Source organism: Desulfotomaculum sp., assembly GCF_982386235.1.
In genome coordinates, this window is record NZ_CEVWQM010000022.1 from 22651 (window position 1) to 40195 (window position 17545).

A 17545-nucleotide genomic window follows, 5' to 3' on the forward strand; every position below is an offset into this window, starting at 1 on the left:
AACAAGGGGGGAGGAGGCAAAATAAACAGTTTTGAAAAAAGAACTTGTGTAATTATCGGACTGGCTGTTTTATTATTTGTTATTTTTGGCGCAAGCGATCTAAATATTAAAATTAGTCAAGATATTTATCTTAGTTTACATATTATATTGGAGTTTTTTAGCATTGCTGTTTCCTTTTCCATCATGCTGCAGGGTTGGTTAACCTATCCCCATACCTTCGATAGCCGCCGCCTTTATCTTGGGGCTGTTTTTTTAGCTGTTGGCACCCTGGATTTAGTGCATACCTTATCCTTTCAGGGGATGCCTCCCTTTATTACAGAAAGCTCTGTGGCCAAGGCAACTTGGTTTTGGGTGACTGCTCGTTTAACGGAGGCTATTTCTCTAGCCATTATTTTCTTTTACCGGGAACGACAAGTTTACCATAAACACTGGAAGTCTTATTTTATAGCGTCATTTTTTTACGCAGTGACAATCTCCTGTATCATTATCGGCTGGGCGGGGCAACTTCCGGTATTGGTTGTGGAAGGCCAAGGGGTAACCAATCTAAAACTAGGCATTGAATACCTTGTTAGCATCTTACATCTCGCTACGGTGATCATGATTCTCCGCCGTTATCGTGAGGCTAAACAACAAAATCAATTACTAATGATAACAGCTTTGGTTTTCCTGTTCTGCGGGGAGCTGATATTTACCCTGTATCGCAATGTACACAGTGTATATAACATGTTGGGGCATGTTTACAAGGTGATGGGGTATTTTTACCTGCTTCGCTGCATGTATATTGTTACAGTAGATGAACCCTTTGTTAAAGTAAAACAAGTGGTTAAGAAAATGAGGGATGTGGAAGAGGAACTGAAAAACTTTTTTAACATCGCCCAGGACCTTTATTGTATCTTTGACGCGAAGGGTCAGATCAGACAAATTAACCAATCTTTTATTACGAACCTTGGCTACATCAAGGAAGATTTGCTAAACCAGGATCTCTATACTTTGATCCACCCAGAGGATAGGCCGATGGCCCGAGAAGAAATAAATAGAAGTATGTCCACGGATGAGTCCGCAATAAAATTTGAAAGCAGAAACAAATGCAATGACGGTTCCTATAAGTGGCTGGCCTGGGTTGCTGTTTTTGATCAAAATAAGGAGTTGTTTTTTGCTGCGGCAAGGGACGTTACGGATCAAAAGGAAATGCTTCAGAGGTTGCATGCTTATCAAGAAAAGTTAGAAGATTTAGTGGAGGAACGTACGATAAAATTATCCAGGGCCAATAAGGAATTGGATGCTACGAATAAAGAGCTGGAGTCCTTTTCTTATTCAGTCTCCCATGATCTAAGGACACCCCTCAGAAGTATGGATGGTTTTAGTTTGTCCCTGCTCGAGGATTACGGAGATCAGTTGGATGACGTGGCCAAGGATTATCTTTACCGTATTCGGGCAGCCAGCCAAAGAATGGGGCAAATGATTGATGATCTGCTGCATTTGTCTCGGGTAACAAGGCAGCAAATGCTGTTTAAGGAAATCGATTTAAGCCAATTGGCCTGGGAGGTTTTTGCAGAATTGCAAGCCACTGAACCAGAACGACAGGTCGAGTTCAAGGTTTCTTCTGATCTTATTGTCCAGGGTGATGTCAGATTATTAAAAATTGCTTTGAGCAACCTAATTGGCAATGCATTGAAGTTTTCGGCCAAAGTAAATAACCCTGTCATTGAGATAGGCCTCCGGTGGCGTGAGAAAAATCCAGTCTATTTTGTTCGTGACAATGGTGTGGGCTTTGATATGGCCTATGTGAACAAATTATTCAGGCCCTTTGAACGATTGCATGGGATAAAAGAATTCTCCGGTACAGGCATAGGACTGGCCACCGTAAAACGGGTAATTGACCGTCATGGTGGCAAGGTATGGGCTGAGGGAAGGCTGGGCCAAGGGGCAACAATTTATTTTACATTACAAATTTTTAGCCAAACTTACGATGAAAGCCCAAAGTCTATCGATATCTACCCATAAGCTCTATTTAACCGCTTCCGGCACAGGGTTTTCTTCTGGTGCCGGTTTTTTCTTGGCATGATCCTTACCCTGTAGGAAAAAAACCATGGGCAACGCTGCAAAAAGGAAAAAGGATGAGATTAAAAAGGTATCATTGATGGCCAAGACCATCGCCAGTTTTTGTACGAGTCCGTAAATGATACCAATGGCTCCGCTGGTTGCTGCATCTGTACTGGCACCGGAGGCAACCAACATGCCCTGAAGTTGTCCAGTAATGGAGGAAGCAACCGGCGAGGTATAGGAAGCTCCGTCAGACAGCCTGGCTGCGTGAAAGGCTTGACGATTTTGCATAATAAAAGTCATAATCGCAATACCAAAGGAGGCAAATATTTGTCGGCATACATTACTTAAGGAGGAAGCACGACCCACGAGATGTTTTGCCACCACATTCATGCCCACCGTTGTTAAAGGCATCATGGACAGGCCCATACCGATCGAGCGCACAATCATAATCCAAACGATCGTATGAGTACTGGTATCCATCGTTATATAATTGAGCTTAACTGTGCCGATGGCGGTGATGGCAATTCCGACAAAGCTAATCACTTTGGCCCCAAATTTATCAAATAACAGCCCGCTGAGGGGCATCATAAAGCCAGAGGCGAGAGCCGAAGGAAGTAACAATATTCCCGTGTCATAGGCAGACAGGCCCATCAAATTTTGGGTAAAAATGGGTACTAAAAATATACCGCCAAAAAGGCCAATATTAATAAGACCACCGATGATAACGCTAAGGGTGAAGGTTTTGTTTTTAAACAACCTTAAATCTAACATAGGATCCTTGCCATTTAGTTGGGATATAACAAAAAGCAAGAGAGAGAAAAAAGAAATGATAAACAACATAACGATGTAATAAGACGTCCAACCCTCTTTACTACCTTGACTTAGGGCCAGAAGCAGGGTAAAACAGCCCACTGTGGCAAAGAAAAATCCCCAGTAATCAAATTTTATGTTGGGACGGACGGGGGTTTCCTTTAGTAATTGGATGGACAGGAATATACCGATAACACAAACAGGTACATTAATTAAGAATAATAGGCGCCAACTAGAATGTTCCAGGATATAGCCTCCCAGGGTTGGGCCGACAGCTGGTCCCATAACCGCAGCCATGCCCCAGACACCCAGGGCTAAACCGATTTTTTGCATGGGGACAATCTTATAAATAATAACCATACTCACTGGCATAATGATGCCGCCCCCAATGGCCTGCAGCACCCGAAAGGCAATCAGGGAATTGTTGTCCCAGGAAAGGGCACAAAGTATGGAGCCAATTGTAAAAACAGCCGTTGAAAGGATAAACACCCTTTTATTGCCAAAACGATCCCCTAAATAGCCGGTAATGGGAATTACCACAGCGGAGGTCAACATATAGGCCGTAACCACCCACTGAATTTCATTGGCGGAGACACCAAATATGGTCATCAATTTCGGGATGGCCACGTTAACGGAGCTGTTATTCATAATGGCCGCAAAGGCACCGGTGACAAGCACAAATAAGGGAAGCCAAAAAGAAGGCTCTTTGTTAACTGATTGGTTGGATTCCATCGTATGTTCAATCTCCCATCCCAAAATAATAATCCACGAATATTAAATTTTCATTCCTTGCTGGTACCTTAACAGCACGGAAGCCGAATAGCCATTCATAAAACGAAACAGGCTAAAAGCTATCATAGCTAATAGAAGAAAATTATGATAAAATTCTATCGGATTTAGAAGTCCCTGTCTATAACTTTTAATCTAGAGATTCTGGGTATTGTTAAATATTGGAATGGTGAAACAATGTATAGAAGATGGAAACCTGGACAATTATTGGTTGCCAGTTATTTTTCGGTAGGAATGATCGGGACGTTATTATTAATGCTGCCTTGGGCAACCAGGGAAGGTCCGTCCAGTACATTTTTACAAGCTTGGTTTACAGCCACATCTGCGCTGACTGCCACAGGGTTGACGGTAGTGTCCACGAATACCCATTGGACCGTATTTGGCCAAACTGTCATTCTTATCCTTATGCAAATAGGCGGTCTGGGAGTGATGGTTCTTACCACTCTGTTCCTGTTTCTTCTTGGCATGAGAATTCCCTTGGGGCAAAGGTTGCTGATTGCACAGGACCGTAATAATTTTAATGTTACAGGTGTTATTCGATTGGCCCGAAGCGTACTTTTATTGACATTAATCATTGAAGGAATCGGAGCGCTTTTAATGGCTTATTTTATACCGGGTGTTTGGCAAAACGGATTTTGGCCGGGTATTTTTTTTGTTATTTTTCATGCAGTAAGTGCCTTTAATGGGGTGGGATTTGACTTAACCGGACAAAGTTTGGAACCCTTTCGCCAGTCTCCCGGCATTTATTTGGTGTTTACGCTGTTAATCCTTTTGGGTAGTTTAGGCTATGTGGTCTTACAGGAACTTCTTATTCAACGTCGCTGGTCCCGAATTAGTCTGCACAGTCGTTTGGTTTTATGGGTAACCGGCCTAATCACTCTCCTGGGCAGCACCTTTTACTTCCTAACCGAGTACAGCCAGATGGCAGGTTTATCTCTGGGACAAAAAATTGTTGAGAGTTTCTTTCATACCGTAACCAGGACTGCGGGTTTTACAGCCGTACCAACTGCCATCTGGAACGAACCCTTTATTTTCCTCATGATTCTGATGATGTTCGTGGGAGCTAGCCCTGGCTCTACGGGCGGTGGTATTAAAACCACCACCTTTGGTACCATTGTACTGGCTGTTTGGTCCATAGCCCGGGGCAGAAAGGAAGTTGTCCTCTGGGAACGGGAAATTGCCGCCGAAAGTGTAATGAAAGCCTTCACTGTAACCGTTGTTGCCTTAATGATCATCTTTCTCAGTACCTTAGCCATCATGATTATCGAAGGACTTTCTTTACTGCCTGTTTTGTTTGAAGTGGTATCTGCCATGGCAACTACGGGTCTTTCACTGGGAATAACCTCGGAGTTATCCCCCATGGGACAAGTCTTAATTACGATTTTAATGTTTGTGGGACGGATTGGCGTTTTATCACTGATAATCTTTTTGACCAAACAAGAAAATCGACGGTTACGTTATATGAAGGAAGATATCTTAATTGGATAGGATGGTCTAAATGAGAAAATCAATTTTAGTCATAGGTATTGGTAGATTTGGCCGGGGTGTTATTGAGGGGCTTTATGAAAAAGGTCAGGATATTTTTGCCATTGATGCCAATGAGGATGCGTTGGAAAGTGTGCGTGGCATGATTGTCTCCGGGGCCATACTGGATGTGGCGGAGGATGATGAGGAGTTAACCCGAATTGTTGGTGACAAAAATTTTGATGAGGCGGTGGTGGCCATGGGTGAGGATCTGGAAGGTGCCCTAATCGCTACCCATATTCTCAAGGAAGCTGGCCTGCCTGTATCAGTTAAGGCCTCCACAGAGAGAAGGGGCAATGTTTTAATCAAAATGGGTGCGGATCGAGTTGTTTTTCCTGAAAGGGATATTGGCCATCGATTGGCCCATCTTATATCGAATGATTCTGTAATAGACCTTTTAGAGCTGCCCCAAGGATTTATGGTGGAACAAATTGGGGTAGGTAAAATTTTTACCGGTCAAACAATGGCTGAAATGGATATACCTAGCCGCTTCGGTGTTTATGTTTTACTGGTATATCGGGGCGATATCCCCATCCAACCTCAGGCTTCAACAATTTTAGAAGTCGGTGATGAGATTATTGTATTTGGGAAAAGGGATAAGTTGGAGGAATTTGAAAAACAGAACTTTGCTTAGGCTACAAAAAATATTTGTGAAAGATGTGTTTATTTTCAACCTTCACTGAATATATATTTTTAAAACAGTGGAGGTGGTTCTCATGTTTCCTAAATACACTCGTGTTATCCTTTGTAATGGTAAAGAATATCATTTAACAGAGGCTTGGACTGGCGAGATTGTTGTAAAACAGGAGGGCTCGGACAAACCATTGGATTGGCAAAGCAATGAATACCTTCGTGTAGTTTGTGAGTATAACTTAACGGAAAATATTTTACCCCAGGGCTACCAATAAAATGAAAGGTCCCTAAGCCCCGGCTAAAGCCGGGGATTTATTTTTTATACAACATATTGAAAAAAGGGTAATAAAAACTGATTGATATGACGAGTAAGGCAAAATATAATTAATCGAACATAATACAAAAGAATTGCTAAAGATGATGGAAATGGAGATGACTAGGCTTGTTAAAGCTATTTAAATTTCTCAAGTCATATCAGTTGCCTATTTTTCTGGTCGTGATGCTTATCTTTTTACAATCCATGGCGGAACTATACCTGCCAACCTTAATGTCGGATATTGTTGATATTGGGATTGTTAATGGTGATACAAGTTATATTATAAAAATTGGTTCCTTTATGCTAGTGGTTGCTGCGGTGGGCACAGTCTGTTCCGTTGCGGCAAACTTTCTTTCGGCCAAGGTTGCAGTGGGCTTTGGTAAAAATTTGCGCACAAAGATCTTTACCCATGTAGAGAATTTTTCCTTACAGGAATTTAATAAAATGGGTACAGCCTCACTGATTATTCGGACCACCAATGATATTACCCAGGTCCAGCAGGTATTAATCGTAATTCTCCGTATGATGATCAGCGCACCACTGATGTGCATTGGCGGCATTATCATGGCAGTTTCTAAGGATGCCAAACTATCCTTGGTGCTGGTGGGGGTTATTCCCATTCTTGCCCTGGCTATTTATATCATTAGCAGTAAAGGAATACCACTTTTTCAGGCCATGCAGCTTAAGCTGGATAAACTAAACCTGGTCTTGCGGGAAGGTCTTACTGGAATTCGGGTTATCCGCTCCTTTAACCGGACGGACTATGAAAAGGAGCGTTTTCATGAGGCCAACGATGACCTTACCAATACCGCAATTAAGGTAAATAAAGTGATGGCAGCGATGATGCCCACCATGATGTTGGTCATAAATTTTTCTACCATTGCGATCATCTGGTTTGGTGCCATCCGTATTGATCATGGCAATATGCAGGTGGGGGACTTGATGGCCTTTATCCAGTATGCCATGCAAATATTAATTTCTTTCATGATGGTTTCCATGATGTTTATCATGATTCCGCGGGCTGCTGTGTCTGCCCAGAGGATTAATGAAGTATTGGATATGGAGCCTCAAATTAAGGACTCCCAGAGGGCTGAGCTTACCCAGGCAGGGAGGGGCTATGTTGAGTTTCAAAATGTTGCCTTTAGCTATCCCGGTGCAGAAATGCCGGTTCTGGCTGACATATCTTTTTGTGCCAAACCAGGCCAAATGACCGCAATTATTGGTGGTACAGGCGCAGGTAAGTCTACCTTGATTAATTTGATTCCCAGGTTTTACGATCTTGATAGCGGTCGCATTTTGGTTGATGGTCTGGATGTACGTCAAATGTCACAGGAACAACTGAGGAGCAAAATTGGTTTAGTAACGCAAAAAGCGATGCTTTTTTCAGGAACCATTGCGGATAATATTCGCTATGGAAAGGAAGGGGCTACAGATGAAGAAGTAAGACAGGCAGCTGATATTGCCCAGGCCAATGAGTTTATCCAGCTTCTGCCGGAGGGTTTCAATGCGATGATCTCCCAGGGTGGGACAAACCTATCGGGTGGTCAAAAACAGCGTCTGGCCATTGCCCGGGCTTTGGTGAGAAGACCAGTCCTATATATTTTTGATGATAGCTTCTCTGCCCTTGATTTTAAAACGGATGCAAAACTTCGGGCAGCCCTCAGAAAGGAAACCGCTAATGCCACAATGTTAGTGGTTGCCCAGCGAGTAAGCACCATCATGGAGGCAGATCAAATTATTGTCTTAGATGAGGGACGCATTGCCGGCATTGGCAATCACCGGGAATTGATGCAAAGCTGTCCCGTCTATGCTGAAATAGTGGCCTCGCAGTTGTCAGAGGAGGAAGTAGCGTGAGTGATAAAGATCTAAAACATAAACCAAGAGGCAGGCGTGGCTTTGGCCATGGGGCACAGCCCCTAACGATGCCTGTGCAGAGGGCCAGGGATTTTAAAGGCACCCTGAAAAGACTGCTTGGTTTTTTAAGACCCTATAAAATGCGTTTAATGGCTGTTTTCTTCGCCGCTGTGCTGGGGACGGTTTTTAATATTGTCAGCCCGAAAATCCTAGGTAAAGCCACAACTACCTTGTTTGAAGGAATTATGATGAAAATGAAGGGTGTACCGGGTGCCTCAATTGACTTTGCAGCGATCCTTCAGATAATCCAAATGATAGCGATACTTTATATTTTTAGTGCTTTGTTTACCTATACCCAGCAAATTATTATGGCTGGGGTGGCCCAGCGGGCTGTTTTTGATCTGCGCAAGGCAGTCAATGATAAACTTTCTCGCTTACCCCTTAAATATTTTGACTCCCATGCCAATGGGGAAATCTTAAGCCGAGCTGTCAATGATATCGATAATATCAGTACCACTTTGCAACAGAGTCTTACTCAACTGATAACCTCCATCATTACCTTAGTTGGTATAACTGTGATGATGTTGACGATCAGCCCCTTAATGACCTTTATCCTCGTTCTTACGTTACCCCTTAGTTTTGTGGTAACCATTTTGATAGCTAAACGCTCACAGACTTTTTTCATGGAGCAGCAAAGGGCCATTGGGGAACTAAATGGGCATGTGGAGGAAATGTTTACCGGACATCCGATTGTTAAAGCCTTTGGGCATGAGGCTAAATCAATTCAAGGGTTTAATGCTATAAATGAAAGGTTATATCATTGCGGTTGGAAAGCCCAGTTTATTTCGGGCATTATCATGCCTCTGATGGGTTTCATTAATAACATTGGTTATGTGTTAGTCTGCGTGGTGGGTGGTGTTTTGGTTACTAGAAGGGCCATTGAAATTGGTGATATTCAAGCATTTATCCAATATACCAGACAGTTTTCCCAGCCCATTACCCAGGTGGCGAATATCAGCAATATTATTCAATCCACCATTGCTTCCGCTGAGCGGGTTTTTGAGTTATTGGATGAACCGGAAGAGACACCGGAAGCTGCCCAGGCAAAGAATATGGCAACCCCCAGGGGGGAAGTGAAATTTGAAAAGGTTAAATTTGGCTATCAAGAAGATGTTACCTTGATTGAAGATATGAATATTAATGTTAAGCCAGGCCAAACCATCGCCATTGTTGGCCCCACCGGCGCCGGTAAAACAACCTTAATTAATTTGTTGATGCGTTTCTATGAAATTGACGGCGGGAAAATTACCATTGATGGGGTAAATATTCAAGAACTCCAGCGTGGCAGTCTGCGCAGTCTCTTTGGCATGGTGCTGCAGGATACCTGGCTGTTTAACGGCACCATCCGGGATAATATTGCCTATGGCCGCCTTGGTGCCAGCGAAGCAGAGGTTGCCTGGGCAGCCAGGGCTGCCCAGGCAGATCACTTTATCAGAACCCTGCCCGATGGTTATGACACAGTATTAAATGAAGAAGCTTCGAATATCTCCCAAGGGCAGAAGCAGCTCCTAACCATTGCCCGGGCCTTGCTGGCTAATCCGCCTATCCTGATTCTTGACGAAGCCACCAGCAATGTGGATACCCGAACCGAGGTGTCCATTCAAAGGGCCATGAAGGAGTTAATGAAGGGCAGAACAAGTTTTGTCATTGCCCATAGGCTCTCCACCATTCGGGATGCAGATTTGATTTTGGTGATGAATGATGGTAAGGTCATCGAACAGGGTAAGCATGAAGAACTTCTTGCACAGGGTGGTTTTTATGCCGACCTTTATAACAGCCAGTTTACGGCCAAAGGTATTTGCGAAGCGGTATAAGCCCAGCCTTCCGCTTATGGAAGGGTAGCTGGGCAGGAGCCATGAGCAAAGGACCCCTAAGAACAATGCCTAAAAAGCCAAGGCCCAAGGCCGACTACCCTAGTCTATTTCCTAAAGGAGGTAGACTTATTTTTTTACACCATTTTTTGAATATTTTACATAAAAGCAAAAAAACTGGTAATCCTAATAAAAATTTCAAAGGGGGGGTTTATTTGTCCCGGGAGGCTATCTCCCATCGTAAGGATGGGCGTATCAGTATTCACGACTCTGTGCAAGAAATGTATGAAAGGATTCACTCGGACGGTCTGAGTAACGTTTTTGATCGTTATGACCCCCAGGCCAAGATTCGCTGTAACTTTTGTAATGAAGGGGTTAGCTGTCAGTTATGTACCGGTGGTCCCTGTCGTATCTCAGATAAAGTGGGTGCCACCCATGGTGCCTGCGGTATTGATCGTAACGCCATGGCTATGCGGGATATGCTGCTGCGCAATATGATGGGTACATCTACCTATACCCACCATGCCTACAATGCCTTTCGTACCCTAAAGTCCACCGCAGAGGGTAAAACACCCTTTCAGATTACCGATGTCGATAAGCTTTACTGGATGTGCGATAAATTAGAGATTGATAAGGGCAATAGTAAAGAGGAAGCGGCCATTCATTTGGCGGATTTTCTCATGTACCAATTAAGCAGTGGTTACGATGATCCACCTAAGATGGTGGAAGTATTTGCCCCGGAGCCAAGGAAAAAGAAATGGCGTGAACTGGCTATTTACCCAGCCGGGGTTATGCATGAAATCAAAGATGCCGCGGCCAGTTGTTTGACCAACGTCGATGGTGACCATGTTTCGATGGCTAAAAAGGCCATGCGTTTGGGTATTGCCACAATTTATGGCTCACAAATTGGCTTGGAGATGGTTCAGGATATCCTATTTGGCACCCCTAGTCCCCACGAAGTACAAGTCGACTTGGGTATTATGGACCCCGAGTATGTAAATATTGTCGTCAATGGTCATGAGCCTTGGATTGGCGTAGCAACCCTGTTGGCTGCTAAGGACCCCAAGAATCAGGAAAAGGCAAGGCAAGCTGGGGCTAAAGGAATTAAATTAACTGGTTCTATCGAGTGTGGCCAAGAAGTACTGCAGCGGTTTGAAATGGATGAGGTCTTTAATGGACTTACCGGTAACTGGTTGGCCATTGAACCACTTTTGGCCACTGGAACGGTGGACATCTTTGCTATGGACGAAAACTGTTCACCACCCTATATCGCTCCCTATGCGGATAAATACCAGATTACCATGGTATCCGTAAACGATTTAGTGCGTATTCCGGGCGTAGAGAAAAACTTTGACTACAAGCCACCGGAGGCCGCCAATATTGCCCAACAGCTAATCGACTGGGGCATTGAAAACTTCCAAAAACGTAAGGAACGTAAAATTGAGCCAAAGGTACCCACTAAGGTACAAAAGGCCATTGCTGGTTTTTCCACAGAGGCCGTTTTAAAGGTTCTGGGAGGAAAACTAGATCCCCTGTTGGATGTGATTAAAGCTGGCAAAATCAAAGGGGTGGTGGCCCTGATCAACTGCACCACTCTGGCCACTGGACCCCATGACTATATGACGGTTAATGTGGCGAAGGAATTAATTAAGCGGGATATTCTGGTTATTGGCGGCGGCTGTGGCAACCATGCCATGGAAGTTGCCGGCTTGTGCAACCTGGAGGCCGTGGAGATGGCGGGACCGGGTTTGAAGGAAATTTGCCAGGCCCTAGGCATACCTCCTGTGCTTAGTTTTGGTACTTGTACCGACACGGGACGGATGTCCATGCTGGTAACGGAAATTGCCAATGCCCTTGGCGTGGATACCTCCGACCTGCCAGTGGCTGTCACTGCTCCCCAATATTTAGAGCAAAAGGCAACCATTGATGCCCTCTTTGCCCTGGGCTATGGCCTCTACACCCACCTAGCACCCATACCACCAGTAAGTGGCGGACCAGACCTAGTAAAACTATTAACCGAAGATTTAGAGGGAATTACCGGCGGTAAAGTAGCTCTAGCCAACAACCCAGTTGATGCCGCCGACGGCATTGAAGCACATATTAACAAGAAACGGGCTGCGCTGGGTATATAGCATGATGTTGAAGGGGGTTCGGACATAATCCGAACCCCTTTTAATGGTCCTTTTTCAGAATAGCTAGCCAAAAGGTTAAAGGCTGACAGCTAAAAGCAAAAAAATTGAAACTTCCCCAACGAATGATCATAGAGTATTATTAGATCAAAGATTATACCCTTCCCAAAAAGGGGTGGTTGGGTTGAGTGCTAAGATAAGGGCAGCAAGATTATCGATCATGTCTAATGCTTTGTTGACCCTCGGTAAGTTGGCTGTTGGCTTTTCGATGAATTCAGTAAGTGTAATTTCAGAAGCAATTCACTCGGGTCTTGATTTAATCGCATCTTTTATTGCATTTTCGGCCGTGAAAATTTCTGCTAAACCAGCTGATGAATGTCATAACTTCGGCCATGGAAAGTATGAAAACGTTGCCAGTGTCATTGAGGCTGTGTTGATTATCGGTGCGGCCATCATGATTATTTGCAATGCGATACCAAAGCTCTTAGGGGAGGTTGTTATTAACCATCTTGGTCTAGGGGCTGCGGTGATGGGTATTTCCGCCTTTGTCAATTTACTTGTCTCCAGAAAACTGATGAAGGTTGCCAAGGAAACGGACTCACCCGCCTTAGCCGCGGATGCCTGGCACTTGCTAACGGATGTTTATACTTCTCTAGGGGTATTTATCGGCATAGTCGTCATTTATTTTACTGGTTTTACCATCATCGATCCAATTATTGCCATTGTGGTTGCTTTTTTAATTCTTAAAGCGGCTTTTAACTTGATCAGAGGTTCCATGGACAGCATTCTGGATGCCAGACTGCCTCAAAATGAAGTTCGTATCATTGATGAAACCATAAAACGCTATTCAGACCAGATCATTGATTATCATGATCTTCGCACAAGAAAATCTGGCAGCGAGAGATACATTGATATGCATTTGCTAATTCCCAAGTGTTGTACTCTGGTGGAGGCACACCATTTATGTGATCAAATAGAAACGGATATTCGTTTGCAACTTCCGAATATTTGTATTTTAATCCATGCAGAACCATGCGGCGCGGAATGCTACGCAGAGAATTCACCCAATCGCTGTAAACGCTGCAAAAAACATTATAAAGTATTCCTGTAGAAAACCTGTGAAAAGATCACGGGTTTTTCTTGTTTTTTTGTATATAATATTAATTGGCAATTTTTATGGCAAGGTTGACTTCTTAGTGCTAAAATGAAAGAAAAATAGGTTTTTTTGTCAATAGGCAAATTTTGGGGCTGTTGACACAAGAGGGGAAAGGATACACGTTGATGGATATTGCAAAAAGGTTGGACAGGCTGCCGGTGGTTCCCATGCATTGGTCAATTTTACTGGCCACTGGTATTGGCTGGCTATTTGATTCCATGGATGTCGGATTGGTTTCTTTTGTTATGCCCGCCCTGCAGAAGGAATGGGGACTGTCACCATCAGAGCTTGGTTTAATTGGCAGTATTGGCATGGTGGGGATGGCCCTGGGGGCCGCCCTCAGTGGAACCTTAGCGGACAAATATGGGCGCAAGAAGGTGATCTTATTTACCTTAGTTTTATTTGGCCTGGCCACTGGTTTTGCTGGGCTGGCTACTGGTCTTACCACGATGCTATTGGCGAGATTTTTTGTTGGCCTAGGATTGGGTGGTGAATTACCTGTGGCATCAACTCTGGTTAGCGAGATTTCCCCCTTATCCGTGCGGGGACGTTTTGTTGTTCTATTGGAAAGCTTTTGGGCCTGGGGGTGGATTGCCGCAGCCCTCATAGCCTATCTACTGATTCCACAATATGGTTGGCGAATTGCCTTTTATATTGGCGCGGTTCCGGCACTGGCCGCTGTTTTTCTCAGGCGAGCGATACCGGAGTCACCACGGTTTTTAGTACAACAGGGCCGCTATCAAGAGGCGGATGCCATTGTTTCTCAAATGGAGCAACAAGCGGGAATAAAGGTAGATGAAACCAGTAAGGATTGGACCCTTGTTAAGGAGCAGGGTGTTTCTTTCCGTGAACTTTGGTCGGGATCATTTTGGCGGCCCACCCTAACCCTTTGGATATTATGGCTGGGTATTAACTTCGGCTACTATGGCTTTGTTATGTGGATTCCTACTTTATTGGTGGGTAAGGGCTTTTTGGTAATTAAGAGTTTGCAGTTTGTCTTAATTATGACGCTGGCACAGGTGCCAGGCTATTTTACTGCTGCCTATTTAATAGAAGTAATTGGCCGCAAAGCGGTACTGATCCTTTATTTAGCTGGTACTGCGGTTTCGGCCTACTTCTTTGGTCAAAGTAACACAGTTACTGAGATTATGGTTATGGGAAGCCTCCTTTACTTCTTTAGCCTGGGTGCCTGGGGGGCGGTTTATGCCTATACGCCAGAGAACTACCCAACCCGTGTCAGGGGCACGGGTGTTGGTTGGGCTGCTGCGGTGGGTCGCTTAGGTGCCATCGCGGCCCCCTATGTGGTAGGTGTGCTTTATGAGGCCCTGGGAAATGAAAATGGCTATGCGGTGGTCTTTTTTATGCTAACAGCGGTTTTTGCCCTCACGGCCCTGGCAGTTCTGTTTTTGGGCCAAGAAACCCGAGGCAAGATCTTAACCTAGCCTTTAACCGTTAGCAATTCGTTTTTAGTTTTTTGGCTAAGGGCTAACAGCTAAAATATTTGGAACGGAGTTATGTTATGAGTGAAAAAGTACTTTTGTTGGTGGAAGACAACCCCGATGATGAGTTTTTAACCTTGAAGGCATTAAAAAAGAACAATTTGGCTAATGTTGTGGTGGTGGCCAGGGATGGCGTGGAGGCTTTGGATTATCTGTTTGGTACGGGGATTTATGAGGGGCGTGATACCAGTTTCATGCCGGAGGTTATGTTATTGGATTTAAAACTTCCCAAAGTCAGCGGCTTAGAAGTATTAAAAAGAATGAGAAGTGATGCACGGACAAAATTTGTGCCAGTGGTTGTTCTAACATCGTCCATTGAGGAAAGGGATCTTGTTGAAAGCTACCAGCTAGGGGCAAATAGCTATGTTCGAAAACCCGTAGATTTTATAGAGTTTACCGAGGCTGTCAGGCAGTTAGGTCTGTATTGGATGGTACTAAACCAATTGCCAAACGAAAAAATGTCAAGGAGTTAGGGTGTAAATTGCTTAATTAACGTTAATGCACGATAGCTGGGGGTTTTAGGCGAATGACAAAGGATCTTCGAGTATTAATCGTGGAGGACTCAGCGGATGATACCCTGCTTCTTTTACGGGAATTGCGCAAGGGTGGCTATAATATTTTCTATCAACAGGTTGATAACCGACAAGATATGCTTGTTGCCTTGGCAGAAGCAAAATGGGATATTGTTATTGCAGACTATGTGATGCCTGGTTTTGGAGGCATGGACGCACTTCGGTTGGTTAAGGAAAGGGACCTGGATATTCCCTTTATCATTTTATCAGGGAATATTACGGAAAGTACAGCGGTGGAGGCCATGAAGGCCGGGGCCCATGATTATATTGTCAAGGGTAATCTGGCCCGACTGATGCCTGCCATCGAACGTGAAATTCGTGAGGCTGCAAGCCGAAAGCAGAGAAAGCAATTAGAAAAAGAGATGATTCGCTTAGACCAATTAAATTTGATTGGTCAAATGGCAGCCGGGATAGGCCACGAGATCCGCAACCCCTTGACCGTAGTGCGTGGTTTTTTACAAATGCTGGCGGATAAAGAATGTGCCCAGTATCAAGATTATTTTATAACAATGATTGAAGAAATCGATAGAACCAATGATATTATTTCCGAATTTCTTTCCCTTGGCAGAAACCACACGAGTCAGTTAGATTGGCATCCGTTAAACCCCATTATTGAAAATATAGCTCCCCTCCTTCAGGTAGATGCACTGGGGAGGAATAATACGATAGAAATTAAGCTGGAGCAACTTCCCCAGGTACGTCTTAACCCTGCGCAAATCCGTCAGGTCATTCTGAATTTAGCCCGCAATGGTTTAGAAGCAATGCCCCAGGGTGGTTGTCTAACCATTCGTACCTTTACTTCCGGTGATGAAGTCATTCTTTCCGTTTCAGATCAAGGCCCCGGAATTACCCCAGATGTACTTGCTAAGATAGGCACCCCCTTCTTCACAACCAAGGAGCGGGGGACTGGTCTGGGCATGACCGTTTGCCATGGCATAGCAGCAAGACATCAGGCAACCATCGATATTGAAACGGGATCTTCAGGAACAACTGTCCTATTAAAATTTAAAACCAAGCCTTTATAAAAATTATTTATCGATAGCGGCCGTATACACCAAGGTGGACGAGGGTTGTTTGTTCTGGCAGGTAACGAATGAAACGTTCGTCCCAGAACCTCGACCATTCACCCAGTGGCTGCAACTGTTCAGAAATAAGTTCTTGATCTATTTTATCCCACAGTGCGGCTTGTATTTTTAGGCGGTTTGCATCTCTGTAGTCTGAGAGGCAATATTCATGTTCGATACAGACAGGTGCTGCCAAAGCACCTGTCTTAGTGTGGGGATTGCAACTAATTACCGGCAAGTAGAGACGCTGACAGATGCGAAATAATATTGATTTTATTTCGCTGTCTGGCAAATCGATCACAACGGGTATAGACTCATCGGTCATATTTAATGAGGTTAATATTTCTTTAATGGCTTTACCCAAGCTATCCGAACTGCGGTGATTCGGCAAAATTACCCTTCGGGTAAAGGGGTAGGGTATTTGGAAGGAAGCCTGGCGGTAATGGATTGGGGCACTGGGTGCGTGGGGTAAGCCCTGCTCCGTCAGCCCAAAAATAAGTTGTTTATCCTGTTGAAAAACTTTAATGACATGTCCGGAAAAAGGGGAGTCAATCAGAAAACATCCTGCCATGGGTGCCTTGACCGTATAAATAGGAAACTGGCGTGCCTTTGACTCGGTCATCAGCATACCGTTACCGCGCAGGGTAAGGATTTTAGCCTCAATTCCTACTTTCTTCATTGCTTGATGCAGCTTATTATAAAAATGGTTAACCCCTGGCAGCAGCAGGGTATTTATTAATAACAGGTTTTCCCTGGCCGAATAACCAATTTTATTTAAGGCAGAACCGATAAGAAATGGTAATGGACCAAGATGTTTACTCACCAGGGGCTCTAGAACCTCCCTGGTCAAGTGACGCCATGTAAAATAGGAAGGATTAATTGCCAAGGCACTTAGCCTTTGGGTGCTCATTTTTTTCAGGATATCCTCCAGGCCCCCGAGACTATCCACTGTTCCTGTGATAACAAGTTCTTGTAAGGAAGAGTGTTCCAAGGGGTGATGATCCCTGGTTATCTTAGGGAGATATCGGATATAACCAATTTTGTCCCGGCTAATTTGACCGACCTCAAAAAGGTCAAGAAAATCACAGGTAATCAAAAGGGTTTTGATTTCCGCGGGAGCAGCAACGGACTGCTTGAGCAGATCATTAATTAACCTGTCAAAGGTATCGGATAAATCACGGTCATAACCAACTTGGCCGGTTGCCGATAGGATATCTTCAATGGCCAGAAGGCAGGAAATGTTTTTTTCTTCCAAATATATGCTCAAGGTATAGTTCATAGC

Annotated in this window: 13 protein-coding genes; 11 read left to right on the forward strand and 2 right to left on the reverse strand. The window is 44.2% G+C overall.

Annotation, left to right across the window (positions count from 1 at the left end; genetic code table 11):
• Positions 1 to 123: 123 nt before the first annotated feature.
• Positions 124 to 2004 carry an MASE3 domain-containing protein gene (locus tag AC1U9Z_RS13125; RefSeq protein WP_479957758.1) on the forward strand — a complete coding sequence of 627 codons (1881 nt, stop codon included), beginning with the start codon at positions 124 to 126 and terminating at the stop codon, positions 2002 to 2004.
• Between the two features lie 3 nt (positions 2005 to 2007).
• On the opposite strand, the gene AC1U9Z_RS13130 is transcribed toward AC1U9Z_RS13125, so the two are convergent.
• Positions 2008 to 3588, reverse strand: coding sequence for a DHA2 family efflux MFS transporter permease subunit (locus AC1U9Z_RS13130; RefSeq protein WP_479957711.1), 1581 nt, complete (start codon positions 3586 to 3588; stop codon positions 2008 to 2010).
• A 234-nt stretch (positions 3589 to 3822) separates the two neighbouring features.
• Between AC1U9Z_RS13130 and AC1U9Z_RS13135 the strand changes: the two genes are divergently transcribed.
• The 10 genes from AC1U9Z_RS13135 (at position 3823) to AC1U9Z_RS13180 (ending at position 16224) form a co-directional block, all read left to right on the forward strand.
• Complete coding sequence (locus AC1U9Z_RS13135; protein WP_479957713.1) at positions 3823 to 5133, forward strand: TrkH family potassium uptake protein; 1311 nt, start codon at positions 3823 to 3825, stop codon at positions 5131 to 5133.
• Between the two features lie 10 nt (positions 5134 to 5143).
• Complete coding sequence (locus AC1U9Z_RS13140; RefSeq protein ID WP_479957715.1) at positions 5144 to 5803, forward strand: potassium channel family protein; 660 nt, start codon at positions 5144 to 5146, stop codon at positions 5801 to 5803.
• Between the two features lie 82 nt (positions 5804 to 5885).
• Entirely contained in the window at positions 5886 to 6077 is a 192-nt protein-coding gene (locus AC1U9Z_RS13145) for a hypothetical protein (protein ID WP_333532611.1), read from the forward strand.
• A gap of 167 nt (positions 6078 to 6244) precedes the next feature.
• Positions 6245 to 7972, forward strand: a complete 1728-nt coding sequence (locus tag AC1U9Z_RS13150; RefSeq protein ID WP_479957717.1) for an ABC transporter ATP-binding protein — start codon at positions 6245 to 6247, stop codon at positions 7970 to 7972.
• A 68-nt stretch (positions 7973 to 8040) separates the two neighbouring features.
• Positions 8041 to 9846 carry an ABC transporter ATP-binding protein gene (locus tag AC1U9Z_RS13155; protein ID WP_479957760.1) on the forward strand — a complete coding sequence of 602 codons (1806 nt, stop codon included), beginning with the start codon at positions 8041 to 8043 and terminating at the stop codon, positions 9844 to 9846.
• Between the two features lie 212 nt (positions 9847 to 10058).
• Positions 10059 to 11975, forward strand: a complete 1917-nt coding sequence (cooS, locus tag AC1U9Z_RS13160; protein ID WP_333532613.1) for an anaerobic carbon-monoxide dehydrogenase catalytic subunit — start codon at positions 10059 to 10061, stop codon at positions 11973 to 11975.
• A 172-nt stretch (positions 11976 to 12147) separates the two neighbouring features.
• Positions 12148 to 13083 carry a cation diffusion facilitator family transporter gene (locus AC1U9Z_RS13165; protein ID WP_479957719.1) on the forward strand — a complete coding sequence of 312 codons (936 nt, stop codon included), beginning with the start codon at positions 12148 to 12150 and terminating at the stop codon, positions 13081 to 13083.
• Positions 13084 to 13253: 170 nt separating this feature from the next.
• Positions 13254 to 14570 (forward strand): MFS transporter, encoded by a 1317-nt coding sequence (locus AC1U9Z_RS13170; RefSeq protein ID WP_479957721.1) that lies wholly within the window; start codon positions 13254 to 13256, stop codon positions 14568 to 14570.
• Between the two features lie 77 nt (positions 14571 to 14647).
• Positions 14648 to 15100 carry a response regulator gene (locus AC1U9Z_RS13175; RefSeq protein ID WP_479957723.1) on the forward strand — a complete coding sequence of 151 codons (453 nt, stop codon included), beginning with the start codon at positions 14648 to 14650 and terminating at the stop codon, positions 15098 to 15100.
• A 53-nt stretch (positions 15101 to 15153) separates the two neighbouring features.
• Positions 15154 to 16224 carry an ATP-binding protein gene (locus tag AC1U9Z_RS13180; RefSeq protein WP_479957725.1) on the forward strand — a complete coding sequence of 357 codons (1071 nt, stop codon included), beginning with the start codon at positions 15154 to 15156 and terminating at the stop codon, positions 16222 to 16224.
• Between the two features lie 7 nt (positions 16225 to 16231).
• On the opposite strand, the gene AC1U9Z_RS13185 is transcribed toward AC1U9Z_RS13180, so the two are convergent.
• Positions 16232 to 17542 (reverse strand): methylhydantoinase, encoded by a 1311-nt coding sequence (locus AC1U9Z_RS13185; RefSeq protein WP_479957727.1) that lies wholly within the window; start codon positions 17540 to 17542, stop codon positions 16232 to 16234.
• Positions 17543 to 17545 lie beyond the last annotated feature (3 nt).